This window comes from Microcoleus sp. FACHB-831 (genome assembly GCF_014695585.1).
Taxonomy (GTDB): domain Bacteria; phylum Cyanobacteriota; class Cyanobacteriia; order Cyanobacteriales; family FACHB-T130; genus FACHB-831.
Genome location: NZ_JACJON010000027.1, coordinates 1 through 19,972, shown reverse-complemented (window position 1 = coordinate 19,972; position 19,972 = coordinate 1). Strand labels below are relative to the sequence as shown.

At 47.2% G+C, this 19,972-nt stretch carries 16 protein-coding genes and 1 pseudogene; 10 read left to right on the top strand and 7 right to left on the bottom strand.

Annotated features, from left to right (window positions below):
• Positions 1-23: 23 nt before the first annotated feature.
• From H6F77_RS04415 to H6F77_RS04405, 3 genes are all read right to left on the bottom strand, one after another.
• Positions 24-704 carry a LapA family protein gene (locus tag H6F77_RS04415; RefSeq protein WP_190485758.1) on the bottom strand — a complete coding sequence of 227 codons (681 nt, stop codon included), beginning with the start codon at positions 702-704 and terminating at the stop codon, positions 24-26.
• Positions 705-896: 192 nt separating this feature from the next.
• A complete protein-coding gene (locus H6F77_RS04410) occupies positions 897-1,505 on the bottom strand; it encodes a flavin prenyltransferase UbiX (protein WP_190485757.1) in 609 nt (202 codons plus the stop codon).
• Positions 1,506-1,711: 206 nt separating this feature from the next.
• On the bottom strand, positions 1,712-4,021 hold the full coding sequence (locus H6F77_RS04405) for a ribonuclease R family protein (protein ID WP_190485820.1): 2,310 nt from the start codon (positions 4,019-4,021) through the stop codon (positions 1,712-1,714).
• Positions 4,022-4,467: 446 nt separating this feature from the next.
• Between H6F77_RS04405 and H6F77_RS04400 the strand changes: the two genes are divergently transcribed.
• The 3 genes from H6F77_RS04400 to H6F77_RS04390 all read left to right on the top strand — a co-directional run bounded on the left by H6F77_RS04400 (position 4,468) and on the right by H6F77_RS04390 (position 5,922).
• On the top strand, positions 4,468-4,740 hold the full coding sequence (locus tag H6F77_RS04400) for a hypothetical protein (protein ID WP_190485755.1): 273 nt from the start codon (positions 4,468-4,470) through the stop codon (positions 4,738-4,740).
• On the top strand, positions 4,730-4,957 hold the full coding sequence (locus H6F77_RS04395) for a hypothetical protein (protein WP_190485753.1): 228 nt from the start codon (positions 4,730-4,732) through the stop codon (positions 4,955-4,957). The genes H6F77_RS04400 and H6F77_RS04395 overlap by 11 nt, the downstream gene beginning before the upstream one ends.
• Before the next feature lie 125 nt (positions 4,958-5,082).
• Positions 5,083-5,922 carry a slr1353 family protein gene (locus H6F77_RS04390; RefSeq protein WP_190485751.1) on the top strand — a complete coding sequence of 280 codons (840 nt, stop codon included), beginning with the start codon at positions 5,083-5,085 and terminating at the stop codon, positions 5,920-5,922.
• A gap of 146 nt (positions 5,923-6,068) precedes the next feature.
• On the opposite strand, the pseudogene clpP reads toward H6F77_RS04390, so the two are convergent.
• Positions 6,069-6,725: pseudogene (gene clpP, locus H6F77_RS04385) on the bottom strand (ATP-dependent Clp endopeptidase proteolytic subunit ClpP); the annotation flags it as partial.
• A 618-nt stretch (positions 6,726-7,343) separates the two neighbouring features.
• On the opposite strand from clpP, the gene H6F77_RS04380 reads away from it, so the two are divergent.
• From H6F77_RS04380 to H6F77_RS04370, 3 genes are all read left to right on the top strand, one after another.
• The gene (locus tag H6F77_RS04380; protein ID WP_190485747.1) at positions 7,344-7,493 is read left to right on the top strand and encodes a hypothetical protein; all 150 of its coding nucleotides are present in this window, start codon (positions 7,344-7,346) and stop codon (positions 7,491-7,493) included.
• A 74-nt stretch (positions 7,494-7,567) separates the two neighbouring features.
• On the top strand, positions 7,568-7,723 hold the full coding sequence (locus tag H6F77_RS04375; protein ID WP_190485745.1) for a QAALIT motif small membrane protein: 156 nt from the start codon (positions 7,568-7,570) through the stop codon (positions 7,721-7,723).
• A 384-nt stretch (positions 7,724-8,107) separates the two neighbouring features.
• Entirely contained in the window at positions 8,108-10,168 is a 2,061-nt protein-coding gene (locus tag H6F77_RS04370) for a thioredoxin domain-containing protein (protein WP_190485744.1), read from the top strand.
• Positions 10,169-10,402: 234 nt separating this feature from the next.
• Here the strand turns inward: H6F77_RS04370 and H6F77_RS04365 are convergent, their stop codons facing one another.
• From H6F77_RS04365 to H6F77_RS04355, 3 genes are all read right to left on the bottom strand, one after another.
• On the bottom strand, positions 10,403-12,241 hold the full coding sequence (locus tag H6F77_RS04365; protein ID WP_190485741.1) for a peptidoglycan D,D-transpeptidase FtsI family protein: 1,839 nt from the start codon (positions 12,239-12,241) through the stop codon (positions 10,403-10,405).
• Positions 12,242-12,682 carry a K-box domain-containing protein gene (locus H6F77_RS04360; RefSeq protein WP_242021904.1) on the bottom strand — a complete coding sequence of 147 codons (441 nt, stop codon included), beginning with the start codon at positions 12,680-12,682 and terminating at the stop codon, positions 12,242-12,244. It lies immediately after the preceding gene.
• Between the two features lie 133 nt (positions 12,683-12,815).
• Complete coding sequence (locus H6F77_RS04355) at positions 12,816-15,113, bottom strand: GAF domain-containing sensor histidine kinase (RefSeq protein ID WP_190485737.1); 2,298 nt, start codon at positions 15,111-15,113, stop codon at positions 12,816-12,818.
• A 353-nt stretch (positions 15,114-15,466) separates the two neighbouring features.
• On the opposite strand from H6F77_RS04355, the gene H6F77_RS04350 reads away from it, so the two are divergent.
• The 4 genes from H6F77_RS04350 (at position 15,467) to glgB (ending at position 19,714) form a co-directional block, all read left to right on the top strand.
• Positions 15,467-15,637 carry a hypothetical protein gene (locus H6F77_RS04350; RefSeq protein ID WP_190485735.1) on the top strand — a complete coding sequence of 57 codons (171 nt, stop codon included), beginning with the start codon at positions 15,467-15,469 and terminating at the stop codon, positions 15,635-15,637.
• A 255-nt stretch (positions 15,638-15,892) separates the two neighbouring features.
• Positions 15,893-16,570, top strand: a complete 678-nt coding sequence (locus tag H6F77_RS04345) for a glutathione S-transferase family protein (RefSeq protein WP_190485733.1) — start codon at positions 15,893-15,895, stop codon at positions 16,568-16,570.
• Entirely contained in the window at positions 16,567-16,920 is a 354-nt protein-coding gene (locus H6F77_RS04340; RefSeq protein WP_242021902.1) for a hypothetical protein, read from the top strand. The genes H6F77_RS04345 and H6F77_RS04340 overlap by 4 nt, the downstream gene beginning before the upstream one ends.
• Before the next feature lie 493 nt (positions 16,921-17,413).
• Positions 17,414-19,714, top strand: a complete 2,301-nt coding sequence (gene glgB / locus H6F77_RS04335) for a 1,4-alpha-glucan branching enzyme (protein WP_190485732.1) — start codon at positions 17,414-17,416, stop codon at positions 19,712-19,714.
• Positions 19,715-19,972: the final 258 nt, after the last annotated feature.

The window sequence follows — 19,972 nt, the reverse complement described above, 5'->3', positions numbered from 1 at the left end:
GCAGACTTAGACACGTCACAGCCTTAAAATTTCCAGTCGTCATCTTCGTCGTCTCTGGGAGATTCCCAATCATTTTCAGGTGACGATGGCTTTTGTGGTGAGGGGGGTTTAATGACTCGGTAATCGGCATCGTAGACTGTCTCTGTTTTGCCTACTCCGGAATTGTTTGGATCTCGATAGCCGTAAGAGTAGACCGTACCAGATTGACTGCTACTCTTGGGTTCCTGCTGACGCTCGTAGGTGGTGCGATCGCGAGGCACTTCTGAGGAACTAGATGCTCTTGGTTCTGGCTGTTGCCAATCGTCCCACTCTTCAGAAATTGGCTCTTCGTCCTCTAAATCTTCTTCAATCTCTTCAACAGTTTGCTTAGGTTGCGGTGAATCAGCATAACTGGAGGGTGAATCAGTATAAGTTGATGTCGTCGGCTGGGGTTGAGTATTCTCGCTCTTCCTAGCGAACGGACGGCGCGATGAGGCTTCCAGTTTGCGGATGCGTGCTAGTAAAGAACTCTGGGGAAGATAAACGGCAATTTGCAACAAAAAGCTTGTTATGACACCTAATGCGATCGCCATTATTATCCACAACGCCAGTGGTAATGGCTGACTCTTTACCCCCAAAAACACCAACGGCAGGATGGGCGACCAATTTTGACCCGCGATCGCGCCCAGTCCTGCAATAACCGCCACTAACAACACAATCCGCATAACACGTATATTTAAGGTAAAAGGTACAAGGAAGAAGGGCTACGACAAAAGGGCAACTAAGCAAGCCAAAAGAGCCGATTATTAGTCATTTGAGTCCGGAACCTGGGGAGAAGGGTTGGGGATGAGAGAGGCAAAACTCAAAACTCAATCCCCTTTTCTTTCTTTTGCCTTTTTACTTTTTACTTTTGCCTTTTAATCCTGCTTCCAGCGATTCATTGGGATGCACTCGATGTCCAGTTGATCTAAAGCACGAGCTACAACAAAATCTACCAAATCCTCAATCGTTTGGGGGTTGTGATACCAAGCTGGAATGGCGGGGACAATCTTAGCGCCAGCTTCTGCCAGAGAAGTTAGGTTCCGCAGATGAATCAAGCTCAACGGAGTCTCGCGGGGCACGATAATAAGTTTACGTCCTTCCTTAAGACAAACATCAGCTGCACGCTCCAGCAAGTCGGAACTCAAGCCCCCGGCAAGTTTTGCTACCGTACTCATGCTGCAAGGCATAATTAGCATACCCAGAGTGCGGAACGACCCACTAGCAATGTTAGCTCCTACATCGCCCCAAGGGTGACAACGTAGTTTACCGTTCTTCTCCACACCAGCCTGCTGTCGCCAAAATTCCTCTTGTTCTTCGGGATTAGCAGGCATGCGGATATTTTGTTCTGCCTGCCATACCATATAGGTCGATTTGGAGGCTACCAGTTCGATGGCATAGTCAGCGTCTAACAAAAATTTCAATGCACGCACGGCATAAATTAAGCCGGAAGCGCCAGTGACGCCTAAGATAAGAGGTTTTGTCATTAAGTAGTGGGAGTTGAGGAAGATAGTTTTGAGCGGAGGCGGAGACGCTCCGCTAAGGTTTTGTTAGCCTAGCCGTGCCTAGCACGTTTTGAATTTTGAGTTTATATTTTCATTCCTCATTCCCTATGCTCCTAATTTTTTGAGGGGAAGATCGAGTTCCCCATTACCCCTAATCACCCCCAGGGGAAGATCGAATCCCCCAGTTTCTAGTCGTCCATATCCTCGTTACTGGCTTGGCTACCGCCGCTGACGGTAACAAGATCAATTTGCTGGCGGTAGTAATCGACGCTCTTGACTTGGACTTCTACGCGATCGCCTAGTCGATAGGCTGTGCGGTTTTTGCGCCCCACCAGGCAACTGTGCCTTGAGCGGAACTCATACCAGTCATCTTTGAGAGAACTGACGTGTACGAGGCCCTCAACCAGCAAGTCTTCAATTTCCACAAAGAAACCGTAGGACTGCACGCCCGTTATCAGTCCAGAGAATACCTCGCCAGTACGCTCCTTCATTAGTTCCGCTTTCTTTAGACCCTCTAGATCGGCTTCGGCATCAGCGGTAAGCTTTTCGCGATCGTTGAGATGAGAAATTGCAGAAGAAAGTTGAGTTTCTAGCTCTTCCTGGACATCTGGCGGCAAAACGTTCCAGTTAATTTTGCCATGACAGCTACTGTGACGGAGATTGACGCTTTCTTTAGCTCTCGTAGTGCGGCGATCGCGCCCTTTTTCAAACAGCTCGTGCAGAACCCGTTGCACCAGCAAGTCGGCATAGCGTCTCAACGGCGAGACACAGTGGGTGTAACCAACATAAGCCAGACCAAAGTGAGGGCCAGGTGTTGTGCTGTAGCCTGGAAGCGTCAGGGTAGACTTCAACAAATAATTCAGAACTCGCGGCGAAGGCGATTTAACCAACATGTCAGTAAAGCGTTTGAAGTCCGAGGGTCGAACCTCATCTTCTTGCTCCAGTTGGAAATCTAGCCCCAGATTGCTGGCCAATTTTATTAAATCCTGGATTTCAACTGGGTCTGGTGCCGATTGAATGCAGTAAATTCCAGGAATGGGCAGCGCTTGCAAATGAGACGCCACTGCTTGATTTGCCAAAATAGCTAACTCCGCCAGCAGGGAACTCAGCGGTAGAGACTGCGAGATGAATATTGCTCCGAGCCTGCCTTCATCTGGGTAGCTGAAGTTAGTCTCCAACAGATTTAGTTCAAAAGCACCCCGCGAAAGCCTCTGAATTTTTACTGTTGGACACAGCACCAAAAACAACTGGTTGAGCATCTCAAAGACGGGCGGCTCAACCTCTTGATGACGATCCAGAATTGCAGCAGCTTGCTGGTAACTTAGGGTGCTGTCAATGTTGATGACTGTAGGTGCAATCTCAAACTCTACAACCTCACCAGTCTCATTTAGGGTCAGCAGCACGCTTATTGCTAAACGATCCTTCCCAGGAACCAGAGAGCAGCGTTCGACCGCAGCATTAGGCAGAAGGGGCAGCACCATGTCTCCCAGATATACGGCGATGCCGCGCTTTCTGGCTTCATAGTCTAGGGGTTCGTCTTGCTCAATGTAGTGAGCCACATCAGCAATGTGAATGCCTAAGCGCCACTGTCCGTCCTCTGTTTTTTCCAGAGTAATCGCATTCTCTATGGTTGGAAATTGGGAAGAATTGGCTTCAGCGTCTTCGTCGCCAGTTTGTTGTTCTGCGTCGCCAGTTTGTTGTTCTGCACCATCGGTCAGTTCTGAAAAAGAGAAACTGAGGGTTAGCAGACTTCGCAGATCCAACCGTTTTTTCAGTTCTTTTTTCCCTATTTCTTTGGGTAATGCAAGAGCTGCTTCCAGAACCTCTTTGGAAAAAACCCGGCGCAGGTCGTGCTTGCAACAGACGATATCGGTATCAGCGGCTGCTTCTGCATCGCTGCCAAGAACGCGAGCTACTCGGCCAAGGGGGGGTCGCGCCGCTAAAGGGTAGCGCAGTACTTCGACGTGGACGAGGTGATCGATGGCATTTTCTAGGTTGATGCCATTTGATTGAAGGGCAAGTTCAAATAGCAGGCGATCGTCTAGGGGAACTGCTTGGAAACCTGTTTCTGATTGCTTAACCCGCGCTAAGACTGAGGGATTGGCTCGTTCCAAGATTAGTCGTACTTCTCCTTCTGGAGAGCGGCGGCGACTGCCTTCTTTTAGAACCTTAACAAGAACGCGATCGCCATTCCAAGCCGTACTTAGATGGCTCTCCCGCACGTAAATATCCTCAGCTCCTTCGACATCTTGAATAGCAAAGCAAAATCCTTTACTTGAGCAGCGCAGTTTTGCTTCTACGACATCTTCTTCGTATATGCGCCGATATCTGCCTTTCTCTTTGACCAAAATGCCAACTTTTTCCAGCGCATCCAAAGCAATCTGTAGTTTCTCTAGATCCTCATCATTTTGGCAACCCAGTTTCTTTTCCAAAACTTTGGGAGCAACTAATTTGTCATCAGTGAAATTAGAAAGTAGTGTAGCGATTGAAAATTCCATGCAGCTTGCTTGGCCTCCGCCCTGGGGATAATCCTGTTTATCTGAATCGGGTTTTTTGGTTCCAGCCATGGCCCCATGCTAGGGACGGATAAGAGACTATTGGCTCTATAAAGTACGAAGTGCGTGTTAAGCGGTGCGTAGCACAACATAAAGTATGAAACGTTCTGGGAGTTCATCTGTCAGCATTTGCAGCGAGTCAGAATTAACAAACTGTAGGTATCAGGAGTCAGCAATTGCCCCGTCAGCTTTGGTTTAAGGGAGTATGTCTCTGACGCGGGCGTGTCTCCCCTGTCGCTTGTGTCCTATCTCGCTTTTGATGCCTGTTGAATTCTTATAGCGAACGTTTCATCCTTCATCATTCATCCTCGATCCTTTATCCTGTTCCCTGTTGGTTGTTGGCTATTGCCTATTTGCTGTTCATCTCTTTCCCTGGATCTTGTCCGGGGATGCCCTATTCCCCATACCGCTTGCCTCTAAACGCGCACCCGCGAAGCAACCCACAACGTTCCTTGATTCTGACTCAGGCGGCTGGGGTTTCATGCACAAGTGTTTCCCTGCTCAAGCGGCACATCATCTTAGTTTTGTTGGCGGGAACCCCCCAACATCTCAAGTGTGATTTATGCCACAATCCTGTTGGGATATTTGCTTGTGGCAGCCGCGTCGGGGCTAGTTTTGTTGGCGAGAAACCCCCAACATCCCCCTTTGTTAATGGAAACTAAGGATACAACTGGGGATGTGGATCGACCGTTGCCCGATGCTTTGTGTGTTCGGTGGTTAGTTGGCAAAACCGGAAAGATTTTTCGTAGCAAGCCAACGACAAACCCCCTACACGGTGTCTGTCACGAGAAGCACCAGCAGAGTAATTGCCTTGTACAGATGGGAAATAGCTGCTTGTGCCGAATGCCCACATCGGTAGGGAAGAGAGCAGTAGCTTAAGAACAGCCTGTAATCATTTTAGATTCTGGGCGTGCGCTCTTGAAAATCAGTTTTAAAAAACTGCGTTTATACTTAACGTTGATGTGCAGCCCAAAATCCTACGCTCGTTTAGGGGTGGGAAGATTATGTTTAATCAATTCCGAGTTCGTTATCCTAAAGGCAGTCTGATTAGTGAGTTAGTGACTATCGATCGCGCTAATTACGTGGTGCGATCGCTCGTTGTGGTTGAGGGTGTAACCCTGGCTACAGGTCTAGCAGCGGCAGAAACGGTTGAGATGGCGGAAGACCAGGCAAGAAGCCGCGCTTTGGCAGTTTTAGGGATTCATTCCACAACAGCCACCGTTGCTGCTGAGTCTGCGATCGCGTCGCCGCCTGTCCCTCTTGCGTCCGTCCATCAAGCCCCCATTCACATACCTCAACCGACGTTTTCGCCCGAAAAGCTTCCGCAGGCAAGCCAGAATTCTATTTTTACAGAAAGTTTAAGTTCAAGTAATGATGATGTATTGATACCTTTTCCAGAGGTAAAACATCCGGAACTTGACCCTCCCGCGCCACCAGTTTCTTGGGACGCCAGCGATATCCCTTTTGCCGATGAGTTACCTCTGAGTGAAGACGAGACGGATTTTGAATCACCTACGCCTGTAGCGCCAAAGCCTCCCGTTAGCGAACCTAAATCGTCGCGAACCGACAAAGGAGCAAGCGAAGCCAAGTCAACGTCTAAATCTAGCAAGAGCGAAAAATCTCAGGCCAGCGCTACCCCAGCGTCCTCGAACAGCCCACCTGATGACTTTTCTGACCTTATTGCTAAAACCACAGTCGAAATCAAGCGATTGAAGTGGACTGACGAGCAAGGACGCGATTATTTGATCCGAACCTATGGCAAGCGGGGGCGCTCTTTACTCAACGACCAACAATTGCGGGAATTCCTCGATTATTTAAGATCCCAGCCATCGCCTGTTGAGTAAATTTAGATTTTATAGCGGTTCTCACTCGCATTCATTCTCTTGAATGTAAGGGCGCAAAGTTTTGCGCCCCTACCGATCTATCTCAGCGAATTGAGAATCGCTATGGATTTTAGATTTACAATCCAGAATCTAAAATCGCAAATCCTTTAGCCGACGAGCCCCGCGGCTGGACTGGTAGCAGAAGGACGGCGGTCAATTACTTGGTCAATCAGACCGTAATTTTTTGATTCTTCTGCCGACATGAAGAAGTCGCGCTCGGTATCCTGCTCGATCCGCTCTAACGGCTGACCTGTATGTTCGGCCAGTAAGTGGTTTAAGCGGCTTTTGTGGTAGAGGATTTCCTTAGCCTGAATCTCAATATCTGTTGCTTGTCCCTGTGCGCCACCTAGCGGCTGGTGAATCATGATCCGGGAGTGGGGCAGGCTCATGCGCTTGCCTTTGGTTCCAGCACTCAACAGGAAGGCTCCCATACTGGCTGCTAGTCCCACGCAAATAGTGCAGACATCCGGGCGGACTTGGTTCATGGTATCAAAGATGCCCATGCCTGCCGTGACGGAACCACCGGGGGAGTTGATGTAGACGTAGATGTCTTTTTCGGGGTCTTCGGCTTCTAGAAACAGCAGTTGAGCCACGATTAAGTTAGCCAGGTCGGAATCAACCTGTTGTCCCAGGAAGACGATACGCTCCCGCAGCAGCCGGGAGTAGATATCAAATGCGCGTTCGCCGCGACCTGATTGTTCAATAACGGTAGGTATCATGGAGCCTGCTTGTTCTTGGTGATTTTTCTTAGATTGTAGCGATTGTTGCTCGTAACAGTTTGAACCCTACAGGCGAGACGGTTGTACTACAAAAACGCCACAAGAGGAGCGAGGAACTCTAGGTAGTAGTATGCGATCGCATCTTCTATCTTTCTTTTCTTCAACTCTGAATAAGTGCAATTATTTCTAATTCCTACTGGTTTTTAACTTAAAATACTCGTATTTAAAGCTAATTGTTAACTAATTAATTGATATTTAAGATTAATTTAACTACTAAAATAAATCTTAAATACGCTAGCGTTTTCTCTGCCACAGCATACAATATTAAAACAAAGTATTACTTGTATTTATTTACTACGAAATGCACGAATAAATAAAAGCGCGATCGCGAAAATGTATGGCTTTATACGCAGCTCTTCGGTTGCCCCTAATTACCAATAAACGATAGCAATCCTAAATCATTTTTAAACTGTCTCTTACGCTCTTTTCGTCGCTTCCTAACGCGCAGAAAAGAAAGAATAAGATTCTCACACCTGATTTATAATTGTTATATTAACTTGGTTTTGCAATAATACATCTGCCAACAGTAATATTTTATATTACCCGCGCTCTTGACAATAAATAAGAATTTTATTCAGGAGATTTATCGGAAAAACTACAGTTATGATTATTTTATCTCTTGCGAAAGCATTTGTGGCAAAGGGATTTCTGGCACAGTTAAGGAAAAATGTGGCATTTGCGCGTTGGAAAATCGCATACAGCGCGATCGCGGGTCTGTCCGGCTGTATTTATCAAAATCACCTGAATGGGTGAGTCAACTAGATGAAGTGCAATACAGCAAAACAATCGTACTTTAGAAATGAAGACTAGAGTTTGGGGTGTCTCCAATGCTGGAAAAACTTCTGCAAGCCGCCACAATCACGCTTTTACTCAACTGTCTTGCGGCGATGAGTTCGCCAACTGCTACTCCTAAAGAGGTAGAATTACCCTTGCGGCAACACTCAACGCCAATAGTGAGTTGGCTGTATAAAATTCTTTATTAATTGCTGGCAGTAAAGCGAGCCTTTCTCCCGTATTGCTGCGTGAGTGTGACATTTTGACGGTAAATTTTGGTAGAGCGATCGCTCAGTGGGTTAATATGCCCTTAAAATTATTTCAATCCCCGCTCCGGGATTCATATACGCCTTGTTACTCTAGGTAAGTGGTTACAGATAGGCTGCTGCTTAACCAGCACAGATATGCGTTTGGCAAGCAGCGCGAAAGCCAACTCTATTCCCCAAGATGATAAGCACGAAGAGTCTTCCTCTAGTTGGTTGAAAACCTCTGAGATTTAATTGGTAATTGGTAAGTCAGTAGTAGTTGGGAGATTGATAGAAATATCAACGCACCAACACAACAACTAGCAACTCAACGCCTTGTACTATATTATGACTAATCGCCTAGCCCAATCCCAAAGCCTTTACCTCCGCAAACACGCTGACAATCCGATAGACTGGTGGCCTTGGTCTGACGAAGCACTCGCAAAGGCAAAGGCGGAGAATAAACCAATTTTCCTCTCTATTGGCTACTCAAGCTGTCACTGGTGTACGGTCATGGAAGGAGAGGCGTTTTCAGATACTGCGATCGCGCAGTACATGAATGCCAATTTTCTTCCTATTAAAATAGATCGCGAAGAACGTCCAGACCTCGATAGCATTTATATGCAAGCTTTGCAGATGCTTACAGGTAGCGGCGGTTGGCCTCTAAATGTTTTCCTCTCGCCTGATGATTTAGTGCCATTTTACGGCGGCACGTATTTTCCTGTAGACCCAAAGTACGGTCGTCCCGGATTTTTACAAGTGCTGCAAGGAATTCGCCGCTACTACGATACTGAAAAAAATAAGGTGCGATCGCTTAAAGAAGAACTTCTGGGTTATCTTCAGCAAGCGGCTATTCTTGAAGGCGGCGCTACTCAAGTTTTAAATAACACTTTGCTCTCACGCGGCTTAGAAAGCAGCACGAGTATTATCGCTTCTGCCGATTACGACACCCGTTTTCCAATGATACCTTATGCCAGCTTGGCGCTAAGGGCAATTCGCTTTAATTTTCAATTGCAGCATGACCCAAATCAAGCTTGTAATAAGCGCGGTTTGGATATGGCGTTGGGGGGAATTTATGACCATGTTGGCGGCGGTTTTCACCGCTACACTGTAGATCAAAATTGGACTGTTCCCCACTTTGAAAAGATGCTCTACGATAACGGCCAGATTGTTGAATATCTGGCTAATCTATGGAGTGCTGGAGTACAAGAACCTGCTTTTGAAAGAGCGATCGCAGTTACTGTTCAATGGTTGAAGCGCGAAATGACGGCGCCTGAAGGTTATTTCTACGCTGCCCAAGATGCTGATAATTTTACCACACCGACTGAGGTGGAACCAGAGGAAGGCGCATTCTATGTATGGAGTTACCAAGAACTAGAACAAATTCTCACTTCTGAGGAGTTAGGTGAACTTAAAGAGCAGTTTACTGTTACTACAGGGGGGAATTTTGAAGGAAAAAATGTTTTACAGCGTCGCAATCCAGGACAATTAAGCGGAACATTGGAAACTGCACTGCAAAAACTTTTTCAAGTTCGCTATGGTGCTACAGCTGAATCCTTAGAAACTTTCCCACCAGCGCGGAATAATCAAGAGGCTAAAGCTGTTAACTGGCCTGGTCGGATTCCGCCTGTTACTGATACTAAGATGATTGTGGCATGGAATAGCTTGATGATTTCAGGTTTAGCCAGAGCTTATGCAGTATTTAAGCAACCTAGTTATCTGGAGTTAGCCGTAAAAGCAGCTAATTTTATTTTAGATAATCAGTTTGTGGCGGGACGCTTCCATCGTCTAAATTATGATGGTAAACCCGCCGTTTTGGCGCAATCAGAAGATTATGCTTTGTTCGTTAAAGCGCTACTAGATTTACAGTATTGCTCTCCAGAACAGACTAAGTGGAAAGATAACGCGATCGCTCTACAAAAGGAATTCGATGAGTTACTGTGGAGTGCAGATTCTGGGGGATATTATAATACTGCTGGCGATAGCGATCGCGAGTTGTTGGTAAGAGAACGCAGCTATGTTGATAATGCTACGCCTTCAGCTAATGGGGTGGCGATCGCTAATTTAGTTCGTCTCGCTCTGCTCACCGAAAATCTAGCATATCTCGATCGTGCTGAGCGAGCGTTACAAGCTTTTAGCAGTGTCATGGAGCGATCGCCTCAAGCTTGTCCCAGTCTTTTTGCTGCCTTAGATTGGTATCTTAACTCTACTTTAATTCGCTCTAGTTCTGAGCAGCTTGTTTCTTTAATTCCCCAGTACCACCCCACCGCTGTATTTTCCGTGCAGTCGGATCTTCCACTAGACGCGGTAGGATTAGTCTGCAAGGGTATAGCTTGTCTTCCAGCCGCGAAAACCAACGAACAGCTTTTACAACAAATCCAGAAAAGTGAAACTAGGGGTGTTGTTTAAAATCTATTGTCTCATTCAAGCAAAATTAGCATTTTGACGCACATTTTTTTTAGGTTCTAGACTTTAACCAATTTTTTTGCTATGATGATTTCGATGAGGAAGAACTAGCACAAAATATTTCTTTGACATAGATTTCGATTATAAGATTATACTCCCAGGCTGCTCAGCGTAGGAGTATAATCTTATACAATTTATTGTGCGATCGCCACCTTATTCCTAACTCTCAATACACAACTAATTGTTGCCTTTTTCAGTCTTAGCAGAAGTAGAAGGCGGGATGCGCTCAATAGTAATAATCGCCTCCATTACAGACTTAACAATGGGAGCCGCTACCGTAGAACCAAAGACTTCTGCCCCTTGAGGTTCATCTACTACAGCTAGAACTACATAGCGGGGAGATTCAACAGGTAAAATGCCAACGAAGCTGGTGATCAAAGCAGTGTTGTGGTAGCCGCCTCTGGCACTAGCTTTTTGAGCAGTGCCAGTTTTCCCAGCAATTCTATAACCTGGGATTTGTGCGGTTTTCCCAGTGCCTTTAGTGACGACAGTTTCCATCATTTCTAACACTTGCTGCGTAGTTTTCGGTGAAAAGATGGGGCGCGGAGTCGGGAGGCGGGGTTGCCAGTAAACCTGTCCTTGAGAATCGAATAGTCCTCGGATTACATGGGGTGTAACAAGTTTGCCGCCATTGGCGAGAGCAGCGTGCATCTGCACCAATTGGATAGGCGTGAGAGAGAATCCCTGACCAAATGCAGTAGTTGCGGGTTCAATGACAGATCTAGTAAATTGCTCTTGGCTCTTCATCTGCCCTGCTGATTCAAAGGGCAGGTCAATTCTAGCCGTTTGGCCGAGTCCAAGGCGTTCTAGCCAGCCGTAGTAAACGCTGGGTTTCATTTTTTGGATGATGTGCACCATACCGATGTTGCTGGAGTATTGGAGAATCTCCGCAATACTTAGAGAACCTCTGCCGCCACCCTCGGCGTTTTTGATCGGCCATCCAGCTATGGTGATTTGTCCGCCGTCATAGAATTTGGTATCAGGTGTGATGGCTCCAGCTTCTAGAGCGATCGCTACATTGAGCGGCTTAAATGTAGAACCTGGTTCATAAAGATCTGATAGCGCCCAATTTTTAAATAGAGCCACATCAGACTTGAAGTATTCATTCGGGTTGTAAGTTGGCTCAGAAACTAACGCTAATAGGGAACCGTCCCGCGCATCCATGATGATGACAGTACCGCGCTTGGCACGATAAAGCTGCATCTGTTGCTTGAGGGCAAAGCGTGCGGCTCGTTGCACGCGGCTGTCAATTGTTAGTTGCAGGCGCAGGTCATCAAAGTGGAGAAATCCTTCTGGCATCAGATCGGGCATCAACGCCCCGTTCCCAGATCGGCTGAGTCGGATAGTACGGACGCTGCGTTCGAGTAAATTTTCTTGGCTATATTCCACACCCGCTTGACCGCGATGGTCAATATTGACATAGCCAACGACATCAGCCGCTAGTTCTTGTTGGGGGTAGAGACGCGAGTAATGTTGAATCATCTCTAGGCCATCGATATGCAGCTTAGAAATGCGATCGCGTACATCTTCTGCTAGGGCATAAGAAATTCTCAGTCCGCTTTTACCCTTATTAAACTGCTTTACCAGCTCGTCAGGCGTGGTACTTAAAAGCGGAGCCAGCTTGGAGGCGACCTCTTCCTTGGAATCTTTAAATAACTTGGGGTGCGCGTACAGCATAAACACGGGTCGGTCAGTCGCTAAAACATTTCCCGTGCGGTCAACAATCTCGCGGCGAGGGAGGAAGGGGCGCAGGTAGACCATCTGCTGCTGCCGCGCTTTTTGTAGTAGGGTTGGTGACTGCACAATTTGTAGCTTGTACAAATTCACACCTAGCCCCACACACCCCGCCATCATTACCCCCCAAACGACGAACAGGCGAAAGGAAGGCAAAAGGTAAAAGGCAAAAGGCAAAAGAGAGGATTTTTGGGGTTTTGCTCTTTCTCCTTCTGCGGGTTTTTCTCTTTCTGGTTCTGCGACTCTTAATTTGGACTTTTGGCTTTTGACTTTTGACTTCATCTAATACCCCAGTGGCATTTTGGGCGCTGGCTTCGGATCGGAGTTAGCGTTATTTGGTGTAGCTGCAACAGAGCGTTGGGGCGCTGGTGGGAGAAAGAGCGTGTTAGCCGGGTTTGGCGGAACCAAACCTGTCCCAGTACTTTCTGCTTGTTGAGCCAGTTGGTTTTTCATTACTTCATTGGCGCCTGTCAGCTGACGTTCTTCGCGTTGCAAGTTTTCGAGCTTGCGGTACTCGCGACTCCACAACTGCTGGGTGTAGACGGTCCAAGCGTAAACGGCAAGGGTTGTACCAATAAGGCAGAAAGTGACAACGCTTGAGCTGCGCTGTAGAAACAGCAGCGATCGCAACCAGAGGGGGTTTTGATTTACATCCGGCAACTTTTCCACCCTCTGGTGAGTGGCTGCTCTAGATGGTAAGCCCGTTAGTGGAGGCTTTGGCATCACCTTCCTTGTGCTTTGCTGTGATGAAACAGCTGGTCTTCTAGACCGGAGCCGTCGAGTAGAATCAACTGAGTGGGGGCTGACAGACATAAGCCTCTAGACTTCAGATTTAAAACTTTAGATTGTCCATAGTCTATAGTCTATAGTCCGGGCTGTGACGATTAAGCCCGGGCTGGTCACTCTTCGAGAAGTGCGATTCTTGGAAGTCAACGCCTTTGGGGTGCTTAACAGGAATTTCAATAACAAATTCTGCACCTTTACCCAGTTCCGAGTAACAGCGTAAATGCCCCTGGTGTTGGTTTACGACGATTTGATAACTTACGGCCAACCCCAATCCTCTACCCCCGCCAACGTCTTTGGTAGTGAAAAACGGATCGAAAATTTTGGGTTGAATTTCAAGAGAGATCCCAGGCCCATTGTCTGCGATCGCCAGACGCACCCAAAGATCGCCTATTTGTTCAAGTTGTACTAATTCAGTTTTCAGGGTAATCGTTTTGTCCGACGATTGCGACTGCATGACTGCTTCGATGGCATTGTTCAGCAGACTCAGAAACACCTGATTGATTTGCTTTGGGTAACATTCTACCTTTGGCAATTCTCCAAATTCCCGCACAAACTTTATTTCGCCGTTTTTCTGGTTGTACGCTAGAGCCATCGCACTTTCTAGCCCTGCATGAATGTCCGCTAATTTCAGCGCTGCTTGATTGTGGCTGGAAAAATTTTGCAAAGATTTAACAATTTCGTGGATTCGACCCGCCCCCGCCTGCATTGATTTTAAAATCTGGGGTAGATCTCTCATTAAGAAATCTAGCTCTAATTCCTGCGCCATTTCCTCTAAGGAGGCAACTGGTTCGGGGTAGAGTTCCTGATAGGCTTTTATCAACCGCAACAAGTCCTCAACATACTTCTCCACATAGGGAATGTTGCCGTAGATAAAGTTAACCGGATTGTTAATTTCATGGGCAACACCAGCCACGATCCGGCCCAAGCTCGACATCTTTTCACTTTGAATGACCAAGCTCTGCGTTAGGCGTAGTTCTTGTAACGTCTGGGTCAGTTGCTGGGCTTGGGCGGCGCTTTGAGCGGCTGCAAGCTGGGTTTGAGCGTACAGATTGGCTTGTTGAATAGAAATGGCCAGACAGTCAGCAACGGATTGGGCTAGTTTCTGATCGTTTTTCGACCAGTACCTGATGTGAGAACACTGATTGAGATAGAGAATCGCATGCAGCGTCCCGTTGGCTTGGACTGGTACAACTAGCGAAGATTTAATTTGAGCATTTTGGTATTCTTCATTGTCCTGTCCGATTCGTTCATCAAGGGTGATATCTGAGATCAGCACCCGCTTTCGGTGCTGTATCACCCATTGGGTTATTGGCCCGTGCGTATCAAAGCCGTCGATGGTAGGGGGAAAAGGTTCGCGGCAAACTTCATAGAGATGTTTGGGTCGCCTTGTGACACCAAAGGAGGTAATTTGGGGCAAGGGGGATGGTTCGATTTTAGATTTCGGATTTTGGATTTTAGATTGAGGAATATCCCCCTGTCCTCTGTTGACACTCTTCTCGTCTCCTGCAAGCAAAGGTGCGGGATTGCTATTGTGCCAATCTTCATGGGTGTCGCCTTCGTTGTCCACGAGATGAACTAGACACCGATCTGCATCCATTGCTGTCATCAGGGCTTTAATGGATGAGGTTAAAATCTTTTCTAGGTCAAAACTCTGGCGGGTAAGACGTGTAATCTGATTTACCAGTTTTTCTCTTTGAGCTTGTTTCTGGGTATCTGCATAAAGTTGGGCGTTAGTAATGGAAGTCTCCAGATGGTGCGCGATCGCCACTACAACGTCAACTTCTGCTTTAGACCAAAAGCGGGGCTTTTGTGCAAGACAGGCAATAAATCCTATCGAACCTTGGGAACCTTTGACAGGAACTAATAAATTAAACGCCGCCCCCAGTATTGCTGTAGCAGTCTGACTATGCTTGTCTTGTATACTATTTTTGCGATTTAGCAGCGCTTGCAGTCGAGCGATCAAACTGGCTGATGCTCGATTAACTCTGGCAGTTTTGCTGTTGATAATTAATTCACCCGCAGCGATCGCCATTGAAGCTGTGCCAAATGTTTCTAACGGGTAGTAACCTACAAGAGACTCTGTTTGAGCGCCTTGAATGCTCTCTACTACCACCATGATCCGTTGTGTATCCTCGAAATACCAAAAGAAACAGCAGCGATCCAAGTGCAGCATCATACCAATTTCGTCTACCGCAGTTTGAAGTACAACGTTTAACTCCAAGGAATTGCGGATGCGATCGATTATTTTTTGGATCGGTGTCCAATTTTTTTGGGGATGCTGAATACGGGCTGGGAATATTTGGCTGGTTCGAGCAATTATTTGTTTGGCTGAGGAGAGTCCCCCCAACATACCCCCCTCTTTAAACATCACCATGCCTTCCTTAAATAAGACTTTAAGTAGCGTTCATTCAAATTATAGGTAGGCGCAATGATTCCTCTGGTTAAGTCATTCTAAACACTTTACTGGTCGGTAAGCCTTTTTAATTTAGCTCTACAGCCAGTTGTTAAGTTGTATTCTAAGTCACTCCATATGCATAACTTCGCTGCGATCGCAAGCGCTATAAATTTTTATACTAGCGGCTCTTGGGGGACGCAATTGAGGGGCAGTGGCAAACTCATATTGTAGATATGCGATTAAAAGGCGTCAGGTATGCTACAAATACAGAATCTCGATTTAATAGCGGCAAATCTCTTTTACCGCCATCCGGAAAAAAGGAGTGTATGAACAAAAAAGTAATTAGTTTGGCTCTCGTACTCGGCATGAGCACCCTTTTCTTGGGAGCTTGCGGTGATAACTCAAGCACTAGCCCAAGTCCCGGCGCAAGCCCCGGCGCAAGCCCCGGCGAATCGCCCGCTAAACCACCCGCTGCGTCTCCCACTCCCAGCAAGTAAGCAAGCGTGCCATCGCTCCTCAGTAGATCCGCTTTATATAAAAATAACGCGCTTGATTCTGGCTATACCTGTAAGGTTAGCCGTTAGGGGAAAGCGTGCATGTTGGGTGACAGATACTAAAAACGACCTCTACCATCAGGTTTAGTAAAAATCCCGCCTTCTCATAGAGGCGGGATTTAGACATAAAAAAGACCATAGAAAAACGAAGAGCTAAAATATTGAACTAGCTCTTTTAACACAAGTGTCAAGAGTAGGATGCTTTTACTGCAATTTAGTACGTCGCACTATTGTCGAAAAGCAAGGCTGGCTCTAGGCTACAAAAAGATTAACTATCAAGTAGAAAATTTAACGCCGGGGCTTCACATCCTGAAGCTAAAGCCTCTAACGGGTTTGACAACGCTGCCCGTCCTGTTGCCCCAAGTGGAGGGCCAGCCGGAGGCGATCGCAGACTCGACGCAGATATTCAAATTTCTGGAAGGTTATTGTCCCTCCCCCTCACTGTTGTTGCCGGACGAGCGACAGCAAAAAGAAGCCTGGATGCTGGAAGATTGGTTGGATGAAAGCATTGGTACAGCAACTAGGTTTATTTATTATGACTTTCGGGCTGGTGCGGGGAAGCAAATAGATTCTTCGCTGATGAGCCAGATGGTAATCAATGTGGTGCGCCGTCAGTACGGCATCACTAGAGAGACAGTGGAACTGGCACAAAGTAGGATGGCGATCGCGCTTGATGTGCTGTCGAGTAAGTGGCATTTGAGGGAGTATCTGGTGGGCGATTGCCCCAGCGTTGCAGACATTGCCGCCGCCGCCCTCCTAAGTCCCTTAGCGCTAATTCCCGAATACCGTCAAGGCTATCCCTGGCTATTTGAGCGCATAGTTGAGATTCATAAAATTTGTGGCGAACCCCCCCCGCCTGGACTAGATAAGTTATGAGTCAGAAAAAGAGCCATCGGTTAATAGGCAATTACTTCTCTTCATCAAGGTTTCATATGAAGACTGTATGGCTTGGGCTAAGTGTATTAATGAGTCTTACAGTGGGGGCGATGCCTGCATTGTCGTTGCCCCCACCCGATGATGTGCCCGAAGAGGTGCTGCGGACGGAGATTATCACTGGGGCGCGATCGCCCATCGACGGCAAGCCCATGACCGCAGCCGAGTACGCCCAACTGCAAGCCCAGCTGCAAACCAGTCCAAACGCACCGCCCATCGATCCCGAAGTGAGGCACTTAATTTTCCTGCTCCGCGTGCGGCAGCTGCTGCGGACGATCGGCCTGCCATTGTGAGCAAAATATGCTTCTGCTTACTGATGATTTGAGACTATTGCCATGATTTGCTAGGGTAAAGTACATATTTATTTACATTTTGCTGCAATTCCTGGTTTGATAGCAGCAGGCTTGGGGAAGCGGCGTGGTTTCGCGCCAACAAAACTAATCCCCGCCATTTTGTAGATATCTGCGTTTGGTGTTGTCGTCAACTAGCAATATTTGCTGCCCGCGCCAAGCTTACCCAGCTCTACTTGTTTCAAGGAAGGTTCAGAGAATATGTGTTGTAAAGCAACTCCCTTATGTGTAAAGGCGGGAGTAAGGCTGAACTACTACAGCCTTTCAGCGTAACACCTGATAAACCGTGAATATACTCGTCTATGTTTCCGGAAACTAGAACATATAAAGCGCTGTGAACCTAGCTTTTTCTCCTTTGGTGATAACGAAGGGGTAAGGTTGGGAGGTTTCGCGCAAACAAAACCGATCGGTAACGACCTTTAAGATAGGTAGGTTTATGTCCATGACAATTGCCCCTGAACAGATTGACCGGATTGTTTGGAATCAGCATCACGACCCGTTTGAAATACTCGGTTCCCATCCCATTGAGCAGAATGGCAAGACAACCTGGGCGGTGCGGGCCTATCTTCCAAATGCTGATGCCGCGTGGGTAGTGCGTCCAGAAGAACGCAAAGAATATCCTATGCAAGCAGTGCATCATCCGCACTTCTTTGAATGCACAATTGACACGCCAGAACTGGCAAACTACCAGATACGGATCAAAGAAGGGGAACGCGAGCGTGTAATCTACGATCCCTATGCCTTCCGCTCTCCCAAGCTGACAGATTTTGACATTCATCTATTTGCCGAAGGCAATCATCACCGCATTTACGAAAAACTTGGCGCCCACCTGATGGTAGTAGATGGCGTACAAGGGGTCTACTTTGCTGTCTGGGCACCTAGCGCCCGCAATGTATCAGTTATCGGCGATTTCAACCTTTGGGATGGACGCAAACATCAAATGCGTAAAGGTGGTAGCGGCGTTTGGGAACTGTTTGTTCCTGATTTGGGCATGGGGGAACATTACAAGTATGAAATCAAAAACCAAGACGGCCACCCCTACGAAAAATCTGACCCTTACGGTTTCCAGCAGGAAGTCCGGCCTAAAACAGCTTCCATCGTTACTGACTTAGATTCTTACACTTGGAACGATAGCGACTGGATGGAGCAGCGGCGTCACACCGATGCTCTAACTCAGCCAATTTCTATTTATGAAGTTCACTTGGGTTCATGGCTTCATGCCTCCTCAGCTGAACCAGCAAAGAAGCCAAATGGAGAACTTGAGCCAGTTGTCCCCGTTTCGGAACTAAAGCCAGGAGCGCGTTTCCTCACCTATCGCGAACTTGCGGAGCGACTGATTCCCTATGTCAAAGATTTGGGGTATACCCACATCGAAATGCTACCGATAGCAGAGCATCCCTTTGATGGCTCTTGGGGGTATCAGGTGACAGGGTACTACGCTCCCACATCTCGGTATGGCACTCCTGAAGACTTTATGTATTTCGTTGACCAATGCCACAAAAATGGTATTGGCGTAATAGTTGACTGGGTACCGGGTCACTTTCCCAAGGATGGTCACGGTCTAGCATATTTCGATGGTACGCACCTATACGAACACGCTGACCCTCGCAAAGGCGAACATCAGGAGTGGGGAACTCTGGTGTTTAACTACAGCCGCCATGAGGTGCGTAACTTCCTGGTAGCGAATGCCCTGTTTTGGTTTGACAAGTACCATATTGATGGTATCCGGGTGGATGCTGTTGCTTCGATGCTTTACTTGGACTATTGCCGCAAGCCTGGAGAATGGCTACCCAACCAATACGGGGGACGAGAAAACATTGAAGCAGCTGATTTCCTGCGCCAGGTAAATCATGCAATTTTTAGCTATTATCCTGGTACGCTCTCGATTGCCGAAGAGTCAACATCTTGGCCGATGGTGTCTTGGCCTACTTATGTGGGGGGATTGGGCTTTAATTTGAAGTGGAACATGGGTTGGATGCACGATATGCTGGATTATTTCAGCATGGACCCTTGGTTCCGCCAGTTCCACCAGAACAATATTACTTTCAGTATGTGGTACAACCACAGCGAGAACTTCATGCTGGCGCTTTCTCACGATGAGATTGTGCATGGTAAGAGTAATATGATCGGCAAGATGCCCGGGGATGTTTGGCAGAAGTTAGCAAATGTGCGTTGCCTGTTTACCTATATGTTCGCGCACCCAGGCAAAAAGACTCTGTTTATGAGTATGGAGTTTGGCCAGTGGAGCGAGTGGAATGTCTGGGGCGATTTGGAGTGGCATTTGTTGGAGTACGAACCGCACCAACAGTTGAAGCGGTTTATGACAGATTTAAATCATCTTTATCGCAGCGAACCAGCTCTTTATACTCAGGATTTCGCTCAACAAGGTTTTGAGTGGATTGATTGCAGCGACAATCGCCATAGTGTGGGTTCGTTTATCCGTCGGTCGAAGGATTCCGATGAATTTGTGGTGACGGTTTGCAATTTCACACCTCAACCTCACAGCCATTATCGGATTGGCGTGCCTGAAGCGGGATTCTATACTGAGTTGTTTAACAGCGACTCGCGTCAATACGGTGGCAGTAACATGGGGAATTTAGGCGGGAAGTGGACGGATGAGTGGTCTGTACATAATCGTCCTTATTCGATTGATTTGTGTTTGCCTCCGCTGGGGGTACTGATCCTGAAGCTAGATCGGCAAAAGACGGCGGGTATGATGCAGCAATCAGAGGTATAGCTCTTCGGCGAGAAGGGGCGATTTGCTAAGAGCAATACCGCTTCGCTACCGCGCAGCTTGAATTCCTCTAGAGCTTGCATAAGATTAAATTAAAAAGGCAAAAGTAACTACATTAGTTACTTTTGCCTTTTGTGTTGATTTAGTATATAGCGTTTCTCAAGTGGGTGAGGAACAATAGCAGCAATGAGTAAACCAGTTGTACATATCTAGCTCGTCAATTTGCTCGAAGGCAGTTGAAATGGCCTCCGCCAGCGATTG